19 protein-coding genes are annotated in these 21,859 nt (G+C 59.8%); 6 read left to right on the top strand and 13 right to left on the bottom strand.

The window, feature by feature from the left end:
• Positions 1-157 precede the first annotated feature (157 nt).
• Both cptA and murB read left to right on the top strand, forming a co-directional pair.
• Positions 158-1,840: a phosphoethanolamine transferase CptA gene (cptA, locus tag ACM62Q_RS00455; protein WP_415032999.1), complete on the top strand. Its 1,683-nt coding sequence runs from the start codon at positions 158-160 to the stop codon at positions 1,838-1,840.
• A gap of 2 nt (positions 1,841-1,842) precedes the next feature.
• Positions 1,843-2,871, top strand: a complete 1,029-nt coding sequence (gene murB / locus ACM62Q_RS00460) for a UDP-N-acetylmuramate dehydrogenase (RefSeq protein WP_415033027.1) — start codon at positions 1,843-1,845, stop codon at positions 2,869-2,871.
• Here murB and ACM62Q_RS00465 read toward each other — a convergent pair.
• Entirely contained in the window at positions 2,828-3,571 is a 744-nt protein-coding gene (locus ACM62Q_RS00465) for an N-acetylmuramoyl-L-alanine amidase family protein (RefSeq protein WP_415033000.1), read from the bottom strand. The genes murB and ACM62Q_RS00465 overlap by 44 nt on opposite strands.
• A 55-nt stretch (positions 3,572-3,626) precedes the next feature.
• Here ACM62Q_RS00465 and ACM62Q_RS00470 point away from each other — a divergent pair, with 55 nt between their 5' ends.
• The gene (locus ACM62Q_RS00470; RefSeq protein WP_415033001.1) at positions 3,627-4,202 is read left to right on the top strand and encodes a hypothetical protein; all 576 of its coding nucleotides are present in this window, start codon (positions 3,627-3,629) and stop codon (positions 4,200-4,202) included.
• A 37-nt stretch (positions 4,203-4,239) separates the two neighbouring features.
• Here ACM62Q_RS00470 and ACM62Q_RS00475 read toward each other — a convergent pair whose 3' ends face one another.
• Positions 4,240-4,584: a DUF1840 domain-containing protein gene (locus ACM62Q_RS00475; protein WP_415033002.1), complete on the bottom strand. Its 345-nt coding sequence runs from the start codon at positions 4,582-4,584 to the stop codon at positions 4,240-4,242.
• 128 nt (positions 4,585-4,712) lie between these two features.
• Here ACM62Q_RS00475 and ACM62Q_RS00480 point away from each other — a divergent pair, with 128 nt between their 5' ends.
• Positions 4,713-5,357: a hypothetical protein gene (locus tag ACM62Q_RS00480; protein WP_415033003.1), complete on the top strand. Its 645-nt coding sequence runs from the start codon at positions 4,713-4,715 to the stop codon at positions 5,355-5,357.
• Positions 5,358-5,442: 85 nt separating this feature from the next.
• Entirely contained in the window at positions 5,443-6,687 is a 1,245-nt protein-coding gene (locus tag ACM62Q_RS00485) for an MFS transporter (protein ID WP_415033004.1), read from the top strand.
• Here the strand turns inward: ACM62Q_RS00485 and ACM62Q_RS00490 are convergent.
• The 9 genes from ACM62Q_RS00490 to rsmB form a co-directional block, all read right to left on the bottom strand.
• Positions 6,577-7,620 (bottom strand): hypothetical protein, encoded by a 1,044-nt coding sequence (locus tag ACM62Q_RS00490; RefSeq protein ID WP_415033005.1) that lies wholly within the window; start codon positions 7,618-7,620, stop codon positions 6,577-6,579. The genes ACM62Q_RS00485 and ACM62Q_RS00490 overlap by 111 nt on opposite strands.
• 63 nt (positions 7,621-7,683) lie before the next feature.
• A complete protein-coding gene (locus ACM62Q_RS00495; RefSeq protein ID WP_415033006.1) occupies positions 7,684-9,666 on the bottom strand; it encodes a primosomal protein N' in 1,983 nt (660 codons plus the stop codon).
• Positions 9,667-9,915: 249 nt separating this feature from the next.
• Positions 9,916-10,983 (bottom strand): uroporphyrinogen decarboxylase, encoded by a 1,068-nt coding sequence (gene hemE, locus ACM62Q_RS00500; protein WP_415033007.1) that lies wholly within the window; start codon positions 10,981-10,983, stop codon positions 9,916-9,918.
• A 57-nt stretch (positions 10,984-11,040) separates the two neighbouring features.
• Complete coding sequence (locus ACM62Q_RS00505) at positions 11,041-12,495, bottom strand: TrkH family potassium uptake protein (protein WP_415033008.1); 1,455 nt, start codon at positions 12,493-12,495, stop codon at positions 11,041-11,043.
• Positions 12,496-12,502: 7 nt separating this feature from the next.
• The gene (gene trkA, locus ACM62Q_RS00510) at positions 12,503-13,936 is read right to left on the bottom strand and encodes a Trk system potassium transporter TrkA (protein ID WP_415033009.1); all 1,434 of its coding nucleotides are present in this window, start codon (positions 13,934-13,936) and stop codon (positions 12,503-12,505) included.
• Positions 13,937-13,958: 22 nt separating this feature from the next.
• A complete protein-coding gene (locus ACM62Q_RS00515; protein ID WP_415033010.1) occupies positions 13,959-15,224 on the bottom strand; it encodes a sigma-54-dependent transcriptional regulator in 1,266 nt (421 codons plus the stop codon).
• Positions 15,202-17,370: an ATP-binding protein gene (locus tag ACM62Q_RS00520; protein WP_415033011.1), complete on the bottom strand. Its 2,169-nt coding sequence runs from the start codon at positions 17,368-17,370 to the stop codon at positions 15,202-15,204. The genes ACM62Q_RS00515 and ACM62Q_RS00520 overlap by 23 nt, the downstream gene beginning before the upstream one ends.
• Complete coding sequence (locus ACM62Q_RS00525; protein ID WP_415033012.1) at positions 17,367-17,960, bottom strand: DUF4390 domain-containing protein; 594 nt, start codon at positions 17,958-17,960, stop codon at positions 17,367-17,369. Before ACM62Q_RS00525 ends, ACM62Q_RS00520 begins: the two co-directional genes overlap by 4 nt.
• Positions 17,960-19,249 (bottom strand): 16S rRNA (cytosine(967)-C(5))-methyltransferase RsmB, encoded by a 1,290-nt coding sequence (rsmB, locus tag ACM62Q_RS00530; protein WP_415033013.1) that lies wholly within the window; start codon positions 19,247-19,249, stop codon positions 17,960-17,962. The genes ACM62Q_RS00525 and rsmB overlap by 1 nt, the downstream gene beginning before the upstream one ends.
• A gap of 172 nt (positions 19,250-19,421) precedes the next feature.
• Here rsmB and ACM62Q_RS00535 point away from each other — a divergent pair, with 172 nt between their 5' ends.
• Complete coding sequence (locus ACM62Q_RS00535) at positions 19,422-20,309, top strand: S1/P1 nuclease (protein WP_415033014.1); 888 nt, start codon at positions 19,422-19,424, stop codon at positions 20,307-20,309.
• 36 nt (positions 20,310-20,345) lie between these two features.
• Here ACM62Q_RS00535 and fmt read toward each other — a convergent pair whose 3' ends face one another.
• Both fmt and def read right to left on the bottom strand, forming a co-directional pair.
• Entirely contained in the window at positions 20,346-21,263 is a 918-nt protein-coding gene (fmt, locus tag ACM62Q_RS00540) for a methionyl-tRNA formyltransferase (RefSeq protein ID WP_415033015.1), read from the bottom strand.
• 19 nt (positions 21,264-21,282) lie between these two features.
• Positions 21,283-21,786: a peptide deformylase gene (def, locus tag ACM62Q_RS00545; RefSeq protein ID WP_415033016.1), complete on the bottom strand. Its 504-nt coding sequence runs from the start codon at positions 21,784-21,786 to the stop codon at positions 21,283-21,285.
• Positions 21,787-21,859 lie beyond the last annotated feature (73 nt).

Consider the following 21,859-nt stretch of genomic DNA (forward strand, 5'->3'; position numbering starts at 1 on the left):
GGCAGGGGTTGCGGGAAGTGTCTAGGGTAATGGGTCGTGGCCGCTAAATCAATTCGCATCGTGCGGGTTTACTTAAAAATTGTTGCGGATCACATTTTCACTACGTTCTGTTGCGCCAAAAAATCTACAATGCGCCACCTCAATTAGGTCAGACATCATGCAATGGATTGATTGGCGCGGCTTGAGCCGGGCGTTCCTTTTTTTCTGGTACTTCTCTGCGGCCACGCATTTTTTGCTGTTTTTTACCGGTGCAACCGGCTTTTTGCCGCTGCGCCAGGGCTTTGTCTTCAGTTTGCTCTGGCTTTTGCCTTTGCTCGCTTTTCCGGCCAAGGCGCGCCAGATCAGCGCCGTGATCGGATTGCTCTTGGGCGTGGGGGCGCTGGTTAATTTGGGGTATTTCGCCATTTACCGGCAAGAATTTTCGCAAAGCGTGCTGTTCATCATTTTTGAATCGAACCCGGCCGAGGCGAGTGAGTACGTCGATCAGTATTTGCGCTGGTGGATGTTCCCGGGCTTGTTCGCCTTCATGGCAGGAGCCTATGCCCTGTGGCGCGGGGTGCGCCCCTTGCAGATGCGCCCTGCGGGCCGAGCGCTCCTTTTTCCGCTGGTGCTGGCGGTTTTGCTTGTGCCGCCGGCGATGAAAGTTACGCGTGGCAGTGATTTTGACTGGACGCGCTATCAGGAAAGCCTGCTCAATCGCATGGAACCGGCGGTGCCCTGGCAGTTTTTGGTCGGTTATCGCCACTATCAGGAACAGCTGGCGGGGATGCAGGAGCTGCGCGAGCAGGCGGCAAAAATTCCGCCGATTGCCGATTTGCAGGATGCTCGCGCCGGCAAACCAGGCACCTTGGTGTTGCTCTTGGGTGAATCGACCAGCCGCCTGCATATGAGCTTGTATGCTTACGGACGGGAAACGAATCCGCGCTTACATGCCTTGCGTAATGAACTTTCCTTGTTTAATCAAGTCTTTGCTTCGCACCCTTATACGATAGAGGCCTTGCAGCAGGTGCTGACTTTTGCGGATCAAAAAAATCCTAATTTGTATCTGAGCCAGCCTTCGCTGATGAACATCATGCAGCAGGCGGGTTATCGCACCTACTGGATCACCAATCAGCAGACGTTGACCAAGCGCAACACCATGCTGACCAATTTTTCTGAGCAGATGGACGAACAGTTCTATCTCAACCATCAGCGTTCGCAGAATTCCTACAGTTTCGATAGCCAGGTGCTCGAGCCGCTGGCGCAGATTCTGGCCGATGGCCAGGCGCGGCGTTTCATCGTCATCCATTTGCTGGGCACCCACATGCGCTACAAATACCGCTTCCCGCCGCAAGCGGAGTATTTCAAGGGGCGTGACGGAGTGCCGGATTGGGCGGATGCGGAACAGGCGGATTTCATCAATGAGTACGATAACGCCGTGCGCTATAACGACGAGGTGGTGGCCAATGTGCTCGCCACGCTGCGGCAGGCGGATATTCCCAGCCAGCTGGTGTATTTTTCCGACCATGGCGAGGATGTGTACGACACGCCGCCACATGATTTCATCGGGCGCAATGAAGCCAAGCCGACCTTGCCGATGTATACCGTGCCCTTTTTCATCTGGCGCTCACCCGCCTGGCTCGCAGAAGACAAGCGCGATTATGCGGCTTATGCCGAACGCGTCTATCAGCTCGACAGTTTCATCCACACCTGGGCCGATGTAAGCGGGTTGCGGTTTGCGGGTTATCAGCCGCAGCGCAGCCTGATCAATCCGGCGTATCAGGCGCAGCCGGTTTGGGTGGGCGACCCAGGAAGCCCGGGTCATTTGATCGATTTGTTGGCGGGGGCAAAAAAACCTTGAACATGCTGCAGCGGCAGGTTGATCTACGTCCCTTCAACACCCTCGCCCTGCCGGGGCGGGCGGCAGAGTATGTGCGGGTAGATGCTGCCGCGACGCTGGCCGATCCGCGCTGGCGCTCGCGCCGGCGTTTTGTGCTGGGGGGAGGGAGCAATCTCGTGCTGGGCGGGGATTTTGACGGCCTGATTCTGCACATGGCGATTCCCGGCAGGCGCTTGGTCGCCGAAGATGCGCAGGCTTGGTACATCGAAGCCGGGGCTGGGGAAAACTGGCATGCCTTGGTGCTGTGGAGTCTGGCGCGCGGCTGGCCCGGCTTGGAAAATCTCGCCTTGATTCCCGGCACCGTGGGTGCGGCACCGGTGCAAAACATCGGTGCCTATGGTGTAGAAATCAGTGATTTCGTGCAGCAGGTGCGCGCCTGGGATTTTCAGGCGGCAAAGTTCGTTGAATTCAACAATGCGGCCTGTCACTTTGCTTATCGTGACAGCCTGTTCAAGAAAAATGGGCAACACCGTGAGGGGGCTTTGGCGATTGTCGCGCTCACCTTGCGCTTGCCGAAATCTTGGCAGCCCAACTGTCGTTACGCCGATGTGGCGCAAGAGTTGGCCGCGCACGAGATCGCCACGCCAACGGCGCAGGAGATTGCTGCAGCGGTCATTGCGGTACGCCAGCGTAAATTGCCGGATCCGGGGCGGTTACCCAATGCCGGCAGTTTTTTCCATAATCCCGTAGTTTGCGCTGAGCAGGCCGCTGCCTTGCTGCGCGCCTATCCTGAGCTGCCGACCTACCCGCAGGCGGACGGCCGGGTGAAACTTGCCGCGGGTTGGTTAATTGAAGCTGCCGGCTGGAAAGGCAAGGCCTTAGGGCCGGTCGGCATGTACGAAAAACAAGCCCTGGTTTTGGTCAATCACGGCGGGGCCACGGGCCAGGATGTCGCGCAGAGTATGGCCGCCGTGCAAGCCGCCGTGCGTGCGCAGTTTGCCCTTGAACTTACGCCGGAGCCGGTTTTTCTGTCGGCGGCAAACACTGCCTGAAGCCGCGCACCAGCGCATCTGCCATACGGGACTGGCGTTCAGGGTCGCGTAATTCCAGCTCTTCTTCCTGGTGTTTGATGACACCCGCCTCAAAAAGAACTGCCGGCAGGGCGGTGCGATATAAGACCACCAGATTGTCGTAATACCAGACGCCATTGTCGGCATCGGCCGGCAAATGCTTGCGGCCATGCCAGGGGGTGGGGGTGAAATCCGCTGCGCGCAGCGCCGCGCCAAGTGCGGAAGCGCAGCGCAAACTACGGGCGAGATCGGGGTTTTTGCTCGAAACAAACAAGCCAAAGCCGCGTTTGACATCGGTGTACGTGCGTTCGACCCCCTCCCATTCCCAGGTCAGCAGATGCTTTTCGCTGATTGAATCGTGGTGGATGGAGAGGAAGAAATCGCTGCCGGCGGCAAGTTTGGGGCGTTGGTGCAAACCGCTGATGGCACCGTCGAAATTGATGCGGCGCACCGCTTGTCCGTCACTTTCCAGGCGCATCGCCAGTAAGTGCGCAAAATCTTGATTGAAGAAAAATTCCTCGCGCCCGCGTGCCGAGAGCGCCCCACCGTCGCTCAGGCTATGGCCGGCGTCCAAGGCGATTTCGGCGTTTGCGCAGCTGTTGAATGCCGTGCAACACAGGCTGACGAAGAGCAGGCGGGAGAAAACATGCAAGGGCATGGCGGGCAAAAGTGCGCGGAACAAATGCGCAGCCTAGCGCATTTGCGCTATATTCGCCGCTTGCACTTGGAATTCCACCATGAACACACAAACAAAAAATATACCTATTCGCGGCAGCAGCGCCAGTAATCCGGACCTGAGCTGGAGTCAGGTGCGTGAAACCGTGCTCATGCTGGAACTGGCGGTGGTCCAGATCGAAACTGCGATGAAAGACAGCAATAGCTCGGTCGAAGTGCTCACCACCTCATTTACCGCCATTGCCCAGTGCATGCACGCTTTGCTGCATAAAATCAGCAATTTACCGAATGAAGGTGCCGCCGGTGCCTTGCGCGCCGAATTGCTGGGTGATTCCGGCGATGTGGCCGATCGGGTGCATCAAGCCATTATCGCTTTCCAGTTTTACGATAAATTGGTGCAGCGCCTGTCGCACGTCACCCACAGTTTGGGGGATTTGAGCGATTTGGTGGGGCAGCCGGTGCGTTTGTACAACCCGGAGGAATGGGTGGGGCTGCAAAATCGCATCAAGGCGAAATATTCGACGCGCGAAGAAAGTGCGATGTTCGAGGCGGTGATGAACGGCGTGCCGGTGCACGAGGCGGTTGCACGTTTCAATCAGGAAATGCGCGCGCAAGAAGACGATATCGAGTTTTTTTAAGCGCTGCGAAAAACCCCGGGTGCTGCATCCGGGCGATTCAGAAATCCGCTGCCGCCTGCCAGGTGATATGTGCTTCAGAACCGCTGCGGGCGGTGCGTTCGAGCATCTCGATAAAAGGCCAGGCGCGTTGCGGCAGGCTGACAGGGAGCGGCTTGTGCTCGTTGTCGGCATCGTGTTCTTGAGTGGCCGGGGCGGTGTTCAGAAGCTTGGCTTCGTCGACGGCGCGCTGTAATTTTTCCGCCGCTGGCAGCATTTGCGCTTGGGTAAACGTGCCGCGCGCCGAGCCCTCTTTGCCGATGATGTCGAACAACAGGCGCGCCACGTCGGCATACATGAACAATTCGCCAGTTTCACTGGATTCAAAGGTGACGAGCATGGCCATGAGGTTTTCCTTGCGGCTTTAAAAACTTGACTATAGCGCAGCCGACGTTTTGTAGTGCCGCTGGGGCTTGGCCGTGGTTGCCAGAATTATCGGCCCTCGGGCAGAATGTCCGAAAAGAGGAGACAGGCATGGATACGCAAGGGGAAGCTTGGAGCGAAGAGCAAGACGCCATTCAACAGCTGGCGCTGGAGGAATGCGTCAAACGCCAGCGTATCGAACACGAGGTGCGCGTACTGGTTTTGCCGGCCGGACGTTGCCGTCTGGCCGGGCGGTTTGCTCAGTTGGGGGCGCAGGTGAGCGTGGCCGATGCGCCGGCGCTGCGCCAGGAAATCGAGAACCGCATTCTGGCGAGCGGGCACAGTGGCGCGATTCGTTTTTTGCCCGCGCAGCCGCCGAGTCCACCGGAAGAAGGCGATGAGGTGCGCTACGACATCATCGTGTTGCGCCACGGCCTGTGTCATTTGCCCTACGCGCAAGCGAAGTTGGTGATTCGTCAGTTGATGAAAAAACTGCGCATTGGCGGCAAGTTGTATTTGTCCATTCTCGGGCTGCATTCGGAAGTGGGCGAGGGCTATGCCGGACGCGAACAGTCGCTTTACGAACGCTTCGCGCCGCTGGCACCGGCTATGGCTGATAAATACGGCATTGCCGAGCAGGTTTGTCTCTATTCCGAGCGCGATATATTTTTGCTGCTGCTCGAATCGGGGGCCAGCGTGCTGCGCACTTTGACCACCACCTGGGGTAACGTCAAAGCTGTGGCGGTGCGCGTGTGATTGTGCTGCTCGCGTAAAATTCCCCTTTTGTGCGCCCTTGGTGACTGCCCGGGGCGTTTCACGTGAAACGCCGATTTTCCACGCCATGACTGCACCTTCCCAGCCGCGCGCTGCCGGCCCTAATTTGATTTTGTGCCTGCTCCTGCCTTTTGCGGCGGGCTACTTCCTGTCTTACCTTTACCGCACGGTCAATGCCATTCTCGGGCCGGTCATCGCGCAGGAATTGAGCTTGCCGGATAACGCGCTGGGTTTCTTAACGAGTGCTTATTTTCTCGCCTTTGGGGCGGCACAGATTCCATTGGGCCTGCTGCTCGATCGCTTCGGCCCGCGTCGGGTGGAGGCGATTTTGCTGGTGATTGCGGCCCTTGGTGCGGCAGTGTTTTCCCAGGCAGAAAGCTTGTTTGGCCTGAGCGTCGGGCGCGCCTTGATCGGTCTGGGGGTGTCGGCCTGTCTGATGGCCTCGATGAAAGCGTTTACCCAATGGTTTGCTGCCGAGCGTCTGGCCGGCATGACGGGCTGGATCATGGCATCCGGCGGTTTGGGGGCGCTGGTGGCGGCAAAACCGCTGGAAATGGCGCTGGAAATCACCCATTGGCGCGGCATCGTACTGGCCCTGGCCTTGCTTACCTTGGCTGTGGCGGCGATCTTGTGGTGGGTGGTGCCAGATAAGGAAAATCATGCGGCCAGCGTGCCCTTGCGCCAGCAACTGAGCGAAGTAAGGGCAATTTTTGCCGACCCGCATTTTCAGCGTTACGCGCCGATGGGTTTTGCTTTCATCGGCGGCTTCATGGCCGTGCAGGGTTTGTGGGCCTCGCGCTGGATGAATGTGTTGGAGCATCTCGACGGCGCAGCGGTGGCGATACGTTTGACCTGGATGGGGATCGCCATGTTGAGCGGCTTCATTTGCGTGGGGTTTTTTGCCACCAAATTGGTGCATCACGGGGTGTCACTGGCCAAGCTTTATCTCGGCGCGATGATCGTCGCGGCCTTCGCCTTGACCATGATTTGCCTGTGGCCGCAGTTTGGCGGCGCTCTTTTCTGGCCGCTTCTGGGGGCTTGTTTTTCTCTTGCCAACATGGCTTATTCGCTTGTGGCACAAGCTTTTCCGGCGCATTGGTCGGGGCGGGCGAGCACCGCTTTCAATCTTCTGGTGTTTGCCGGCGCCTTTGGTTTGCAATGGGGCATCGGCGCTTTGGTCGATGCCCTGCACAGCATGGGTTTATCCAGCGCCGAGGCTTACCGCAGCGCTTTTTTTCTGCTCCTGGCCTGCCAGTTGCTCGCGCTCGCCTGGTTCGTTTTCCCCCGGCATATTGCTGCGCGTGAGGGCTAAATCGACCTGCTGCAGCCAGCCGCTGCGCCCGTCTTCGAACAGATAGAGGCCCACGTCGCGGATTTGTCCGAGTAAGGCATTGTTTTCGTCTTTCAGGGCAAAGGGGGCAGCCACGGCACCGGTGTAGAGCGCTCCGATGCCCGCAGCGTTCAGGCTCTGGTAGCGGTCGGCGAACCACAGACCCAGTGTGTTGAAAGCGCTATCGCTTTCGTCAATCCAGCCATTTTTGTCTTCATCGAGCGCGGCCAGATCGGCGAAACCGTTCCCGCTGAGTGCGCCGAACAGTTCGCGTCCATCGTCGGCGCGCCCATTGCCGTTACGATCCCAGACGAGAAAACAACTGTTGCCGCCGGCTTGCGGAATCCATTGCGCACTGCCATCGGCGGCGAGATCGAAGGCCATGCGTTGGCTGTTCAGTTCGCAGGCACTGCCGTCAAAAGAGAGCATCAGCGGGTCTTTGAGCACCACGCTACCTTGCGTTTCGCTATGGCGCTGGCTGCTGAAATTGCGCTCCATGGTCAGCGCGTACTCGAGGGAAATTTCGCGTCCATCGCGGGTTTTTACCCAGCCCGTGCCGCACACACTGGTGCGTTCGTATTCGCTGAAACTTTCGCAAACGCGGGTTTGCCAATGGATTTCTTGCTGACGAGGGCTTTTTTCGGATTGATCGAGGCGAGCGCCGCTCTCGGGTGCGGCGCTGTCGAAGAGCGGGTTTTTAACTTCTACACTGCGCCCTTCCAGGGCGGCGATGATGCGCTCGATCAGGCTTTCGAGCAGCTTGCGCACGCGTTCGTGCAAATCTGTGCTGCTGTTTTCTTCCGCCATTTCGCCCAGCATCTGACGAAAACTGACCTGGGATTGCGCGCTCAGGCTGCGGCTTTGGCTTATTTCGTGGCTGGCCGTGAGTTCTAGGGCAGACGTTTCGATTTTCATGATGCCTCCTTGCTGGGTATGCGGAGCAGACACCAAGCAAGGGGCGTGCCGTTTGGGCAGGCGTCAGCACTCCAGAGGATCGACCTCGATGTGCCAGCGTAACTGGCGCGGTGTGCGTAACTGCGCCAGGGCTTCGCGCCAGCGCGGGAGAAACTGTTGCAAAACCGGGCGCGAGGGCGATTCGAGGAGTAATTGCGCGCGCTCCAGGTTAGCCAGGCGCGCCATACGCATCGGAACTGGATCGTAAAGCATGACCTCGTTTTGTTGCGCCGCTTCGGGCAGCTTCGTCGCGGCCTGCAAAAAAGCCAGGGCGTCGGCCATGTGCGGGGCTTCGGCGCGCAAAATGGCGTGAAAGGTATAAGGCGGAAAGCCGGCCTGGGCGCGCTCGGCCAACTGTTGCTGGGCGAAACTGGGGTAGTCCTGCGCGACCAGTGCGCTAAACAAGGGGTGCTCGGGGTATTGCGTTTGCACGATGACTTCGCCCGGCAATTCGGCGCGTCCGGCGCGCCCGGCAACCTGCATGAGTTGCGCAAACAAACGCTCTGGGGCGCGCCAGTCGGCGGCAAACAATGCCGCATCGGCACCGAGCACACCGACCAGCGTGAGTTTGGGAAAATCATGCCCCTTGGCGAGCATCTGCGTGCCGACGAGAATGTCTGCCTCGCCGCCGTGGATGCGCTCGAGCACCTCTTCCCATTGCTTGCGGCTTTTTACCGCATCGCGATCGACGCGCAGGATACGCGCTGTGGGAAAGCGTTCCTGTAGCCAGCTTTCCAGGCGCTGGGTGCCGCGTCCGAAGGCCTGGATATCCTGATTGCCGCAAGTCGGGCAGGCGCGCGGAATGCGCGCTTCAAAGCCGCAGTGGTGGCAGCGCAGGCAGTGATCGGCGCGATGCACCACCAGATTGGCGGCGCAGCGCTGGCAATGGGAAATCCAGCCGCAGGCGGCACAGGCCAGCACCGGGGCGTAGCCGCGCCGGTTGAGAAAAACCAGGCTTTGTTCGCCGCGTTGCAAGCGCGTTTCAATGGCATGCAGCAAGGGCGCAGAAAGCCCCTCTTGCAATTTGAGCGCTCGGCTGTCGAGAATGCGCACCGGCGGCAGCTGGGCCTGGGGATTCGCCCGCTGGCTGAGGAAATGTCGGCGGTAACGGCCTTGTTCGGCATTGGCCCAGCTTTCCAGGGCGGGCGTGGCCGAACCGAAAAGAATGGGCAGATTGCGCTGGCGCGCCCGCACGATGGCCAGATCGCGGGCGGAATAGCGCATGCCGTCCTGCTGTTTGAAGGAGGCATCGTGCTCTTCATCCACCAGAATCAAGCCCAGACGCGGCAGCGGCGTGAAAATCGATAGGCGCGTGCCGAGCACGATCGCTGCCTCACCGCGCAGCGCTTGCAGCCAGTGGCGTTCGCGTGCGGCTTCGGGCAGTTCGCTGTGCAGAGCAACGATGCAGTGCTCGGGAAAGCGTGTGCGCACCCGTTCTTCGAGCTGCGGCGTGAGATTGATTTCCGGGACCAGGAGCAAGGTTTGCCGGCCCAGGGCCAGCGCGCGTTCGATCAGGCGCAGGTAGACTTCGGTTTTGCCGCTGCCGGTAATGCCAAAAAGCAGATGTGCAGCAAAACCGGCGTTGAGGTCGATCGCTTCGATCACAGCGCTTTGTTCGTCGGTGAGTTCCGGCTTGGCTTGCGCGGCGGGCGCGAGCTTGGCCCGGGTGGCGCGGCGGGTGGGCGGGTTTAGGCGCTTCAAGCCGGCGGGCAGGGCGGCGAGCAGAGTTTCGCCCAGCGGGGCCTGGTAATAGCTGCTGGCAAATTCGAGGAGCTGAAAAAAATCAGCGGGCAGGGCCGGCAGATCGTCATCGATGCGGCAGGCGGTTTTGAGTTGCTCAATCGGCCAGTCGCTCTGCTCGGCGAGGGCGACGACGATGCCGATTTTTTCGCCGCGCCCAAAAGGTACCCGCACGCGCCGGCCAATATCCGCCGTGCTGGCATCGTCCAGACGGTAATCAAACAGACGGTGCAAGGGGACATCGAGCGCGACGCGCAAAATCGACATGGGGGCAGTGGCTTGGGGGTTGTTCACAGAAACTGTGGATAAGTCTGTGAGTTGGCGCGGGGTAGAAAGGCTAAGTTGGCGTTTCTTAAGGGGTTTTGCCTTATGCCGCAGTTTTGAGCAAGAATATGATTTCGTTTGAAATCAAAGAGTTATATATTTAACGCGCGGTCAACTAGCGTTTTTGATGAAACTGAAAGTCCGGGGCAAAAACTTTGTGCATAAGTCAAGCCCCGGCGCTTCAGTTAGCCCTCACTTACGCAGGCTGCGGCTGTGGGTGTGGACGGTGTCGACCAAGATGCTGACATTTTCTGGCGGCGTGTATTGCGAAATGCCGTGGCCGAGGTTGAAAACATGGCCGGTATTGCCCGGACCGAAGCTGTCGAGCACTTTTTTGGCTTCGGCGGCAATGGTTTCTGGTGTGCCAAACAGCACATTGGGGTCGATGTTGCCTTGCAGGGCCACCTTGTCGCCGACGCGCTGGCGCGCCGAACCGATGTCGATGCCCCAGTCCAGGCCCACCCCGTCGCAGCCGATGGCGGCAATGTCTTCCAGCCACAGGCCGCCGTTTTTGGTAAAGACGATGCTGGGGATGCGCTGGCCGTCCTTTTCTTTTTTCAGGCCGGCAACGATGCGTTGCATGTAAGCCAGCGAGAATTCCTTGTAGGCCGAAGCAGACAGCGAACCGCCCCAGGTATCAAAAATCATCACGGCTTGCGCGCCGGAATCGATTTGCGCATTCAGATAGCGGATGACGGCTTGCGTGGTGACCTCCAGAATCTTGTGCAGCAGATCTGGGCGACCGTAGAGCATGCCCTTGATGTGGCGGAAATCGGAGGAACCTTGGCCTTCGATCATGTAGCAGGCCAGCGTATAGGGGCTGCCGGAAAAGCCGATGAGCGGCACGGAATTATCCAGGGCGCGGCGAATTTCACTGACGGCATCCATGACATAGCCCAGGTGATCGTAAGGATCGGGGACGCTCAAGTTGTTGATCGCCCATTCTTCGCGCAGCGGACGTTCGAATTTGGGACCTTCGCCTTCGGCAAAATACAGGCCCAGGCCCATGGCGTCCGGCACGGTGAGGATGTCGGAAAAGAGGATTGCTGCATCCAGGTCATAGCGGGCGAGCGGCTGCAAGGTGACTTCGCAGGCCATGCTCGGCGATTTGCACAGATTGAGGAAGTTGCCGGCGCGTTTGCGCGTGGCGCAGTACTCGGGCAGGTAACGGCCAGCCTGGCGCATCATCCACAGCGGGGTAAATTCGGTCGGTTCCTTCAACAGCGCGCGCAGGAAGGTATCATTCTTGGGTCGGCTCACGGTTTTACTCCGCCAAAAGTCGAAAAGGGGAGATTATCCGGGTTTCTGGGTGATCGGTCACTTCCGCCAGAAGGCAGGGGTGAGGACGACGAGCAGGGTAAAGATCTCCAAACGCCCTAACAGCATGGCAAAAATGCACACCCAGGTCTGAAAATCTTCCAGCACCCCATAGTTGGTGGCAGGTCCGACCAGGCCCAAGCCGGGGCCGGTGTTGTTGATGCAGGCAACCACCGCCGAGAAAGCGGTGACGATATCCAGGCCGGTAAAAGAAAGGGTCAGCGTCAAAGTAACGATGCAGGCCATGTAGATGAAGGCAAAGGCGAGCACGGCGAACAACACCGTTTGCGGGGCCGTGGCACCGCCCAGGCGCACGTGATAGACCGCCGAAGGGTGCATGGCGCGGATCAATTCGCGGTAAACCTGTTTATAAAGCAGCATGGCCCGCATCATCTTGATGCCGCCGCCGGTGGAGCCGGCGCTGGTGGCAAAGCTGCACAGAAACAGCATCCACAGGCCGACGAACATCGGCCATTGGGCGTAATCCAGGGTGGCAAAACCGGTGGTCGTGGCGACCGAAACGACGTGAAAGAGGGTGTGGCGCAAGGAGGCGTCGAGTTCGCCAAACACCCCTTCTTTCCACAGATAGTTGGCCAAAATGAGTACGCTGATCAGTAAAACGCCGATGAACCAGCTCACTTCCGGATCGCGCCAGTAGTGCATCAGCGAGCGGCTGCGGATGAAAAGAAAATGGGTGGCGTAGTTGATGCCGGAAAAAACCATGAAACCGACGGCAATCCATTCCAGCTGCGGTGAATTGAAATGGGCAAAACTGGCATCGTGGGTGGAAAATCCGCCCAGGGCGACGGTGGAAAAAGCGTGGCAAATGGCGTCGAACCAATTCATGCCGCCCCAGGCGTAGGCGAGTATGCACAGGCAGGTGACGCCGATGTAGATCAGCCATAGACCTTTCGCTGTTTCCGTAACGCGCGGGGTCAAACGGCTGTCTTTCATCGGTCCGGGCACTTCGGCCGCGAGCATTTGCCGGCCACCGATGCCGAGCATGGGAAGAATGGCTACGGCCAGCACGATCAAGCCCATACCGCCCAGCCAGTGCATCAGGTGGCGCCAGAGATTGATCGAGTGCGGCAGTTGATCCAGCCCGCTGATGATGGTGGCCCCGGTGGCGGTGAGGCCGGAAACGGCTTCGAAATAGGCATCGGTATGCGTCATGCCCAGGTGGATCATGAAGGGCAGGGCGGAAAAAGCGGGCAGGACGACCCAGACGAGCACCACCAGCAAAACGCCGTCGCGCACGTTGAGATCGCGCCGCCCGCGCCGGTAGCGGTACCAGAGCAGGCAGCCGCAGGAAAGGGTGAGCAAAAACACCAGAAAAAACATGCGCGTCGCCCCGTCGTCCATGAAATACGACAGGGCAAAGGGAGCGAGCAAGGTCAGACCAAAGAGCATGAGGATCATGCCCAGCGCACGAAAAACCGGAGCAGAACGGTTCATGATCGGCTCACAGGAACTGGAAGCCGACCTGGAACAGCTTTTCCACCTTTTTCACCAGTTTTTTCTGGGTGCAGAAGATGATGACGTGGTCGCCCGCTTCGATCAGGGTGTCGTGGTGGGCGATGTGCACTTCGCCATAACGCGTAATGGCCGTCCATTCATCGGTGTGGCCGACGATCACCGGTTTTTCGAAATTGCGCACGACGGCGGCGATGGTGACGCCGTGCGGCCAGTCGATTTCGTCGATACGCCGACCGACCACCTTGGAGGTTTTGCGATCGCCGTGCGCGACGATTTCCAGGGCTTCGGCCGCCCCTCGGCGCAGGGAATGTACCACCGCCACGTCGGCCTGGCGGACATAGGCGAGCAGGGTGCCGATGGAGATTTGCGCCGGGGAAATGGCAATGTCGATCGGCCCGCCTTCGATCATTTCGGCATAGGCGCGGCGATTGACCAGCGCCACCACGCGCCGGCAGCCCAGACGCTTGGCCAGGCTGCCAGACATGATGTTGTTTTCATCGTCGTTGGTCAGTGCGAGGAACAGGTCCATTTCGGCAATGTTTTCCTGTTCCAGTAATTCTTCGTCGGTCGCGTCGCCGGCCAGCACCAGGGTGTCGTTCAGCTCGTTGGCGAGCAGGTCGGCGCGCGCTTCGGTTTTTTCGATCAGCTTGACCTCGTAGCGCTCTTCCAGCGATTTAGCCAGACGCAGGCCGATATTGCCGCCCCCGGCGATCATCACGCGCTGCACGCGCATTTCGGCGCGGCGCAGCTGCTTGAGCACCGTATGGATATGTTCGGCGGCGGCGAGAATGAACACCTCGTCGCCGATGCGCACTTCGGTGTCGCCTTCCGGGATCAGCGGCTGGTTGTCGCGGAAAATGGCAGCAATACGGGCATCGATTTCAGGCGGTAATAAATCAGCCATGGCCTTGATTGGTTTGCCCACCAGCAGGCCGCCTTCAAAGGCGCGCACGGCGACCAGGGAAACCCGGCCCCGGGCGAAATTGAGCACTTGCAAAGCGCGCGGGAATTCGACCAGACGCTGGATGTATTCGGTGATGACCTGTTCCGGGCAGAGGGCAAAATCAACGGCAAAATTGCTTTCTGAGAGCAGATTTTCATCTTCGAGAAAATCACGCGCGCGCAGCCGGGCGATGCGGGTCGGCGTGTTGAACAGGGAGTGGGCGAGTTTGCTGATGACGAGATTGGCCGGGTCGCTTTGCGTCAAGGCAATGATCATGTCGGCATCTTCAGCACCGGCATCGCGCAGGACGCTGGGGGTGGTGGCATTGCCGCGAATGGTGCGCAGATCGAAACGATCCTGCAAAAAACGCAGACGCGGGCTGTCTTGATCGATGACCGTGATGTCGTTTTCTTCGTTCACCAGACCTTCGGCGACACTGCTGCCGACCTGCCCGGCACCGACGATGATGATTTTCATGTTCCCCGCCCCTGCGTGCGTTTTATTCTTCGCCGCGCCGCCCCTGGCGCACGTCGAGTTGTTTTAATTTTCGGTAGAGATGGGTGCGCTCCAGGCCGGAACGCTCGGCCAAACGGGTCATGTTGCCGTTTTCCTGGCGTAGGTGGAATTCGAAATACAGTTTTTCAAAGGTATCGCGCGCTTCGCGTAAAGGCTGTTCGAAAAGTGGCAGCAGGGAGCGTTCTGCTTCGTTTTCACCCTCATTTTGCGGCAGGACACGATGCAGGTCGTCGATGCTGATTTCTTCTTCCAGTGCGCTCAGGGCCAGGTTTTTGATCAGGCCATGCAAGGCATTCCAGCTGTTCTCGTCGAGTCGTTTTCTGGCGGCGCTGTGCAGATTGGCGAGGGCAGCGCTGGACCAGCGCCGTTGTGGTATTTCGCGTTGCCCGATCAGGTGATCGAGCAGGATGCGCGCAATGTCGGGCAGCTCATCGGCCTGGTTGGCGAGACTGGGCAGATTGAGCCATACCGCGCTGAGTCGCTGGACGAGGGTGTTGTCCCAACCTTGTTCCACCAGTTGCACCGGGGTGAGTGCGGTGGCGCAGAGCAGGCGGACATTGAGTTTTTCGACCCGTTCGCTGGCAAAAACCAGACTCATCTGCTGCATTTTGCTCAGTGCAGCAAGATCTGGCACGAACAAAATGCCGCCGTTGCACTTTTCGAGCTGTTCTTGGCTCAAGGGGCTGCTCAGGCTGCTCAGGTCCAGCCAGGGGGTGCGCGCGACCTGCAGGCTGCGGGCGACCATTTCTGCCATAGGGCCACTGGCACCGCGCAGCAATAGCATGGGGGCTTTGCCGGCCGTTTGTTCCAGGCGCCGCCGGAATTCCTTGATGAAACCCAGGTGGGCGAAGGCATCCAGAGTCAGCGGTGCGCTCGCTTGCGGTGCTTCGGATTTGAGCGCTTTTTGTACCGTGCTGAGCAGTTTTTGCAAGGAAACGGGTTTTTCCAGAAAATCGCAGGCCCCGAAGCGTGTGGCTTCGACGGCGGTGTCGATCGTGCCGTGGCCCGACATTATTACGACGGGCATGCTCAGCTGGCCGCTGCCATGCCATTCTTTGAGCAAGGAAATGCCGTCGGTGTCTGGCATCCAGATATCGAGCAACACGAGGTCCGGGCGTATTTCCTGGCGTGCCTTGCGTGCCGCCTGGGCATTTTCTGCCAGGCGCACGTCGTAGCCTTCGTCGATCAGGATTTCCGACAAAAGCTCGCGAATGCCGACTTCGTCGTCAACGACCAGAATGATTGCCATGCATACCCTCCTTGTGGCGTACCAGCGGCAAGCGAATATCCACGCTTGCGCCGCCGGCGGCCGTGTTACTGATTTCTATGTTGCCCTGGTGTTCATCGATGATTTTTTTTACGATGGGCAGCCCGAGGCCAGTGCCGCGCGCCTTGGTCGTGACATACGGTTCAAAGATGCGCGGTAAGAGCTCGCCAGGAAAACCTGGACCATTATCCGTGATGCGTAGCCGCGCGCAGCGGCTGCCGGCGATTTCGCTCAAAATTTCGATGCGCGCAGGGTTTTGGTTTTCCAGCGCGTCTTCGGCGTTGCGCAGCAGATTGTGGATGATTTGCCGCAGCTGTGTGGCATCGCCTTGCACCGGCGGCAAATCGGCGGCGAGTTTAAGCTCGATTTGCGCCGTGCTGCCTTCGTAGAGGCTCAAGACTTCTTGCACCAAAGCGTTCAAATCGACGGGAGCAAGCTGCGGGGCCGGGGTGCGGGCGTAATCGCGAAAATCATCGACCATGCGTTTCATCGCCTGCACTTGGTTGATGATGGTTTGTGTGCCACGTTCGAGCATGTCGGCGTCAGGGGAGGTGAGTTTGGTGCCGAGTTTGAGTTGTAAACGTTCGGCGGAAAGCTGGATGGGCGTCAGCGGATTCTTGATTTCGTGCGCCAGACGCCGGGCGACCTCCCCCCAGGCTGCGCTGCGCTGGGCGGCAATCAGCTGGGTGACATCATCGAACACCACGACATCGCCGCCGCCGCTGACTTCTGGCAGGCGTGAGGCACGCAGTAAAAGTACTTGCGGCAGACCATTGTCGCGCTCCAGTTCGACCTGCGCCTGCCATTCGACATCCTCGCTCGCGGCAAAGCGGCTGCGGATGAAGTGGCCGAGCTGCTGTTGCCGGGGCCAGTTTTGCGGTGCCACACCGATGAGGCCGGAAAAGTCATCGCCCAGCAGGTTGAGCGCGCTTTCGTTGACCGTGCGCAGAATGAATTGGTGGTCGAAAACGAGTACGCCGGCGGAGAGGTTGGCCAGAATCGATTCGAGATAGGCGCGTGCCGCCTCGACTTCGCCGCGGTGGCGTTCAGAATCATGGCGCGCTTCTTCCAGCTGGCGCGTCATTTGGCTGAAAGAGCGGGTGAGAACACCCAGTTCATCGCTGCTGTCAATGGCGCGGCGCGGCGAAAAATCGCCTTGCGCCACGGCTTCGGTGCCTTCGGCCAAGAGGTGCAGCGGCGCGGTCAAGCGGCGTGCCATCCAGTAAGCCAGCGCGAAAGCGGCAAAAAGGGCGACCAGAACGGTCAAGGTCAGCGTCAGAGCGTAAATGCGCGTCAGCCCTTGGCGGGCGAGTTGCAATTCCTGGTAATCGCGATAAACGCCTTGCACGGCCTCTGCATCGAGGGCCAGACCGGAAGGCACCGGCTGGCTGAGCTGAAGAATGCGAATTTCATCGAACATGCGCCGCGAGCCCACCGGTAGAAGGACGCGCAGCACCATATCTTCACCCTCGCCGATGATGTCGTGCAGGCCACCGGCCGTGCGCGCCTGTTTGAGCTGGCTGGCTTCGGGAGCGGGCAGCTTGTGCGGGTCTTGTTCGTTAGGGGCGTTGCTGGCACTCGCCAAAAGCTGGCCGTTAAGCGCAAAAAGGGCGGCGTGGTGCAGATTTTTTTCTTCGCGCAGGCGTAGCAGGGCCGAGCGGCGGCCATTTTCTGGTAGATCGCCGAGCTCGTTGGCCAAAGCTTCGCCTTTTTGCACCAGGTCGGCAAGCAAGGAATCGAGCGCCGAGCGCCCCAGATGCAGGCCGGATTCGAGTGCTTTTTCCACGCGCACGTCGAACCAGCTTTCGATCGAACGGGTGACGAATTGCACCGACACGCCATAGACCAGCGCCCCGGGCAAAACGGCGATGACGCCAAACATGAACATCAGGCGCAGTTTCAAGCGCGCGCCGAACACCTGCTTGCGGTAATCGCGCCACAGGGTGTGCAGCTGCCAGCCGACGAGCAGCAACATGCCGAGCGCCAGCAAGAGGTTGAGGCCGATCAGGACCGGGTAATTGCGGGCAAAAACGACGGTGTCGGCCGCCGTACTCAGGAGCAGCAAAAACCAGACGATGGCCCCGAGCGCTCCGGCCAGCGCGCCTGCTGCGGCGAGAAAACGCTTCATTGGGCGATTTCTCCCTGAACCGGGGCTTCGGGCAGGACGAGGTTCCAGTGTGCCCAGTTGCCGCCCAGGGTCCAGTCTTTGTTACCCAGGGCGCTGATTTGGAAAGGGCGCGGTAGTTGGGTGATATCGAGAGAAAGACGCAGCATGGCCTGGTAGCTTGCGCCGGGCGTCAGTTCCTGCGCCTTGTGCTCGATCACCAGCCAGTGGCGCAGGCGGCGCAGCACGGCGAGTGCGGCATCGAGACTGTCGAAACTTTGATGCAACACGCCGCGGCTCAAGCGATATTGGCGGGTCAGGGCGTGGTAAGAAAGGCGGTAACTTTGACTGCGCCGGGCAAGTTTCTCGTCCAGCCAGTACCAGCGTTCGCGTTCGAGCTGAAAATCGGCAACGAAATTTAAAACCAGGCCGCGATTGACGGCGTCTTCCAGGCGGGGCGGCAGCTCGAAGGAAAAATCCGCGCTCAAGGCGTAGCCTTCGTCGGTCCATTCCAGTTTTGGGTTGTGCACGCCGATTTCGGCCGCTTGCAAGGTGCAACTGCCGAGAAAAAACCAGAGAAAGAGCCCATAGAGCCAAAGTGCGCGGCGGGGCATCAGAGGCGCTTTCCGAGAAGGCTGTAGAAAAAGCCGTCGTGTGTGGCGTTCGGAAAAAGTTGCTCTTCGTGCAGGCGCTCGGCATCGGCGTGGCGGGCGAGAAAGTCGCTGATTTGCTGCTGGTTTTCGGCCGGAAACAGTGAGCAGGTGGCGTATAAAAACTGACCGCCGGGGCGCAACAGCGGCCACAAGGCTTCGAGGATGCTTTTCTGGCTGCGGGAAAAACTGGCGATATCGTCTTCCCGGCGCAACCATTTGGCGTCGGGGTGGCGGCGCACGACTCCGCTGGCGGTGCAGGGAACGTCGGCCAGAATGGCATCGAAAGGGCGGCCGTCCCACCAGCTGGCCGGCTGGCTGCAATCGGCGGTGCGCACCTGGGCGCTCAGGTGCAGGCGGGCCAGGGTTTCTTCGATGTGCCGGCAGCGGGCGGCGTGCCGGTCAAGCGCCAGCAAGTCGAGGGTTGTGGTTTCAAGCAGATGCGCAGTTTTTCCACCGGGTGCGGCGCAGGCATCGAGTACACGGGCCCCGGGTGCGGGGCGCAGGATCTCGGCGGCGCGCTGCGCGCCGGGGTCTTGCACCGATGCCCAGCCATCAAAAAAACCGGGCAAACGATCCACCGGCACGGGGTGTGCGAGGCACAGCCCGGCTTCGCCGTGCGGCGTGGCGGCAATACCTTCTGCTAGCAGCAGTTTTTGGTAGTCCGTGCGGCGGATGCGCGCCAGATTGACGCGCACCGCCATGGGCGGCGGCGTGTTGCCGGCGGCCAGGATGCTTGCCGCCTGTTCCGGCCAGGCGTTTTGCAAAGTGCTCTGCCACCACGCGGGGTGTTGTCCTGTTGCAAGCGGGTTTTGTTTCAGGGCGGCCCGTAAGGCCTCTTGCCGGCGCAGAAAATTACGTAGCACAGCATTGACCAGACCGCGCAAGCGGCCGCGTGCCATTTCGCCGGCGGCCAGTACGGCCTGGTCGACGATGGTGTGCGCGTGCTGCGCATGTTTCTCCAGGCGCTCCAGAGCGGCCAGCAACAAGGCATGTACGGCGGGTTGTGTGAGCGGACGTTCGAGCAGTTGCGTCAGCAGAAAGTCGCCGCGTCCATAGGCGCGCAGGGTGGTGTACACCAAGTCTTGCACGGCCGGCCGGGCTGCGGCAGACACGCGTTGCAAAGCATTGTCGGCCAGACTGCGCCCGGCGCGCACGCGCGCAATGAGATCCGCGGCCTGCCAGAAAGCGTAGGCAAGCGAGCCAGGAGGAAGGCGGCTGGAAGGCGAGAAGGGCGGCAAAGCAGGCGACATGGCGTGAATTATCGCACGAGGCATATTGTGGCCGTGCGGCTTGCTGCGCTGGCGCTGAGGCTCGTGCCTGAAAAAAAGCGCGGGGCGTAGTGGCGTGGGGCAAAGCGTGCTGGGTGCTGCTGGGTGCTGCTGGGTGCTGCAGGGTAAAGGCGAAGCAGGGGATAATGCCGGGATGCGTCATGTATTTTTCTTTTGTCTGGTGTTTTTCCTCGGGGAGCCGGTGCTTGCCTGGAATGCTGCCGGCCATCGGCAGACGGCCGTGCTGGCTTGGGAACACATGCGGCCGGCGACGCGTAACTTTGTCCGCGAACATTTGTTGCTGCATCCCGATGCCGGCCGCTGGCGGGAAAAAGCCGGTGCCGACGATGCGGCCTTGTTATTTGCCGAAGCGGCGACCTGGGCCGACAGCATTCGCCATGATCCGCGTTTTCGTGCCGGTAGCGAGCTGACGCCAGCCTTGCCGGGGTTTCCAGAAATGTCGGCCCATGCCGATTGGCATTATGTCAATATCGATCGGCAGGGACGTCGGCGCGGTGGGCAAATAGATACCCAGATCGTCCGCTTGCTGGCGATTCTCGAGCGCAGCCGCGATGCGGCCGAACTGGCTTGGGCACTGCCCTGGCTGGCGCATCTGGTGGGCGATATACATCAGCCTCTGCATACCGGCTATAGCGAAGATCGGGGGGGTAACGGGGTGCTCGTTGAAGACCCGGCGCGGGGGCGTCAGCCTTTCGTCAAACTGCATGCCTACTGGGATGATTTGCCTGGTGCGAGCGGCTTGCGCGGCAAAAAACTGCGCCGTGCCGTGGCGCAACTGCAGGCGCAAAGTGTGCCGAGCATTGCCTCGCCCAGCGTCTGGTTGGCAGAAAGCCAGCAGCTTTTGCCGCAAGCCTATCCGGCAAGTCTGGGTAGTGTCAGCTTTGTGCTGACGCCGCAGTTCACCGCTGCGAGCCAAAAGATTGCCCAGATGCGCCTGGCGGCTGCCGCTTACCGTCTGGCTGCGGTGCTCGATGCCGTGTGCGTTTCACGTGAAACGCAGCAGTTGCGGCCCCTGTGTTGAGTGCGCGTAGCCGTAAAAAACCGCTTTTGAAGCGTCTTATTCACCCAGTCGATCACCGACCTGAAGCGGATTTCCCGCCAGAAACTCGCGCACAGGCAAGCGCTTGCCGCCGGCTTTTTGCACTTCCGTCAACGCCAGGGCCGCGTCACCGCAGGCCACGATGAGCCTCTCGCGCTCCACGGCGAGCAGGGTGCCGCTCGGCCCTTGGGCAGGATGGGTGTGGGCGGCCCAAATTTTGATGCGTTGCCCGGCGAGCGTGCTTTGGGCGCCAGGAAAGGGGTTGAAAGCGCGAATCTGACGGTCGATCTGTGTGGCGCTGTTCTGCCAGTTGATCTGCGCTTCGTTTTTGTCGATCTTGTGCGCGTAGGTGATGTTGTCGGTACTTTGTATTTCGACCGGCAAAGGCAGTTTTTCCAGAGCGCTGACGATGAGCGCCGCCCCGCATTGCGCCAGTTTGTCGTGCAGGCTGGCGGCGGTTTCCGCAGCGTCGATGGGAAGAGAGGCGCGTAACAGCACCGGGCCGGTATCGAGGCCAGCCTCCATTTGCATGATGCACACGCCGGTTTCTTCGTCACCCGCCAGTAGCGCCCGCTGTATGGGGGCGGCACCGCGCCAGCGTGGGAGCAGGGAGGCATGGATATTGAGGCAGCCTGCCGGCGGCAGATCGAGTACGGCTTGCGGCAGCAAAAGGCCGTAGGCGGCGACGACCATGACTTCAGCCCTGGCGGCAGCGATGCGCGCCTGAACTTCCGGCGATTTCAGATTGTCAGGCTGAAAAACTTCGCAGCCGTGGGCCTGCGCCACTTTTTTCACCGCCGAAGCCTGTAAGGACATGCCACGCCCGGCGGGGCGGTCGGGTTGGGTGAGCACCAGAGGAATCTCGTGGCCAGCGGCGATCAGGGCGCTCAGGGCTTGGGCGGAAAATTCAGGGGTGCCGGCAAAAATCAGTCGCATCGTTTTTTCTTTATTGCATTTACGCGGTGACACGCGCCTGTTTGGCGAGTTTGGTGCGGATGCGGGTTTGTTTGAGTTGCGACAAATGATCGACAAACACCTTGCCGTTCAAGTGGTCGATTTCGTGTTGAATGCACACGGCCAAGAGACCTTCGGCGTCGAGCCGTTGGGTTTTACCCTCGAGGTCGAGGTAGCGCACGCTGACCCGCTCGGCGCGCTCCACCTTGTCGTAAATTCCGGGTACCGAGAGGCAACCTTCCTCGCCCAGCGAGAGTCCGTCGCAGCTCAGGATTTCAGGGTTGATGAAGACGCGCAGCGCATCGTGCTCTTCCGAAACATCGATTACCACGATGCGTCGATGCACGTCGACCTGGGTCGCCGCCAGGCCGATGCCGGGGGCTTCGTACATGGTTTCGGCCATGTCGGCGGCGAGTTGGCGAATGCTGTCGTCAATTTCGTGCACGGGTTGAGCGATTTTTTGCAGACGCGGATCGGGAAAACGCAAAATGGGTAATAAAGCCATGTCAGACAGGAATAAAAGCTTGCTTGCAGAAAGGATTACATGCAGAATCTAAAGTGATTCTCGAAATTTTAAA

Source organism: Azonexus sp. (genome assembly GCF_047638095.1).
Lineage (GTDB): Bacteria > Pseudomonadota > Gammaproteobacteria > Burkholderiales > Rhodocyclaceae > Azonexus.

What these genes read in the sequence shown, in the direction of transcription:
- cptA (WP_415032999.1), top strand. Translation starts at nt 158, where the DNA reads ATGCAATGGATTGATTGGCGCGGCTTGAGCCGGGCGTTCCTTTTTTTC.
- murB (WP_415033027.1), top strand. Translation starts at nt 1,843, where the DNA reads ATGCTGCAGCGGCAGGTTGATCTACGTCCCTTCAACACCCTCGCCCTG.
- ACM62Q_RS00470 (WP_415033001.1), top strand. Translation starts at nt 3,627, where the DNA reads ATGAACACACAAACAAAAAATATACCTATTCGCGGCAGCAGCGCCAGT.
- ACM62Q_RS00475 (WP_415033002.1), bottom strand. Translation starts at nt 4,584, where the DNA reads ATGGCCATGCTCGTCACCTTTGAATCCAGTGAAACTGGCGAATTGTTC.
- ACM62Q_RS00480 (WP_415033003.1), top strand. Translation starts at nt 4,713, where the DNA reads ATGGATACGCAAGGGGAAGCTTGGAGCGAAGAGCAAGACGCCATTCAA.
- ACM62Q_RS00485 (WP_415033004.1), top strand. Translation starts at nt 5,443, where the DNA reads ATGACTGCACCTTCCCAGCCGCGCGCTGCCGGCCCTAATTTGATTTTG.
- ACM62Q_RS00490 (WP_415033005.1), bottom strand. Translation starts at nt 7,620, where the DNA reads ATGAAAATCGAAACGTCTGCCCTAGAACTCACGGCCAGCCACGAAATA.
- ACM62Q_RS00495 (WP_415033006.1), bottom strand. Translation starts at nt 9,666, where the DNA reads ATGTCGATTTTGCGCGTCGCGCTCGATGTCCCCTTGCACCGTCTGTTT.
- ACM62Q_RS00505 (WP_415033008.1), bottom strand. Translation starts at nt 12,495, where the DNA reads ATGAACCGTTCTGCTCCGGTTTTTCGTGCGCTGGGCATGATCCTCATG.
- trkA (WP_415033009.1), bottom strand. Translation starts at nt 13,936, where the DNA reads ATGAAAATCATCATCGTCGGTGCCGGGCAGGTCGGCAGCAGTGTCGCC.
- ACM62Q_RS00515 (WP_415033010.1), bottom strand. Translation starts at nt 15,224, where the DNA reads ATGGCAATCATTCTGGTCGTTGACGACGAAGTCGGCATTCGCGAGCTT.
- ACM62Q_RS00520 (WP_415033011.1), bottom strand. Translation starts at nt 17,370, where the DNA reads ATGAAGCGTTTTCTCGCCGCAGCAGGCGCGCTGGCCGGAGCGCTCGGG.
- ACM62Q_RS00525 (WP_415033012.1), bottom strand. Translation starts at nt 17,960, where the DNA reads ATGCCCCGCCGCGCACTTTGGCTCTATGGGCTCTTTCTCTGGTTTTTT.
- rsmB (WP_415033013.1), bottom strand. Translation starts at nt 19,249, where the DNA reads ATGTCGCCTGCTTTGCCGCCCTTCTCGCCTTCCAGCCGCCTTCCTCCT.
- ACM62Q_RS00535 (WP_415033014.1), top strand. Translation starts at nt 19,422, where the DNA reads ATGCGTCATGTATTTTTCTTTTGTCTGGTGTTTTTCCTCGGGGAGCCG.
- fmt (WP_415033015.1), bottom strand. Translation starts at nt 21,263, where the DNA reads ATGCGACTGATTTTTGCCGGCACCCCTGAATTTTCCGCCCAAGCCCTG.
- def (WP_415033016.1), bottom strand. Translation starts at nt 21,786, where the DNA reads ATGGCTTTATTACCCATTTTGCGTTTTCCCGATCCGCGTCTGCAAAAA.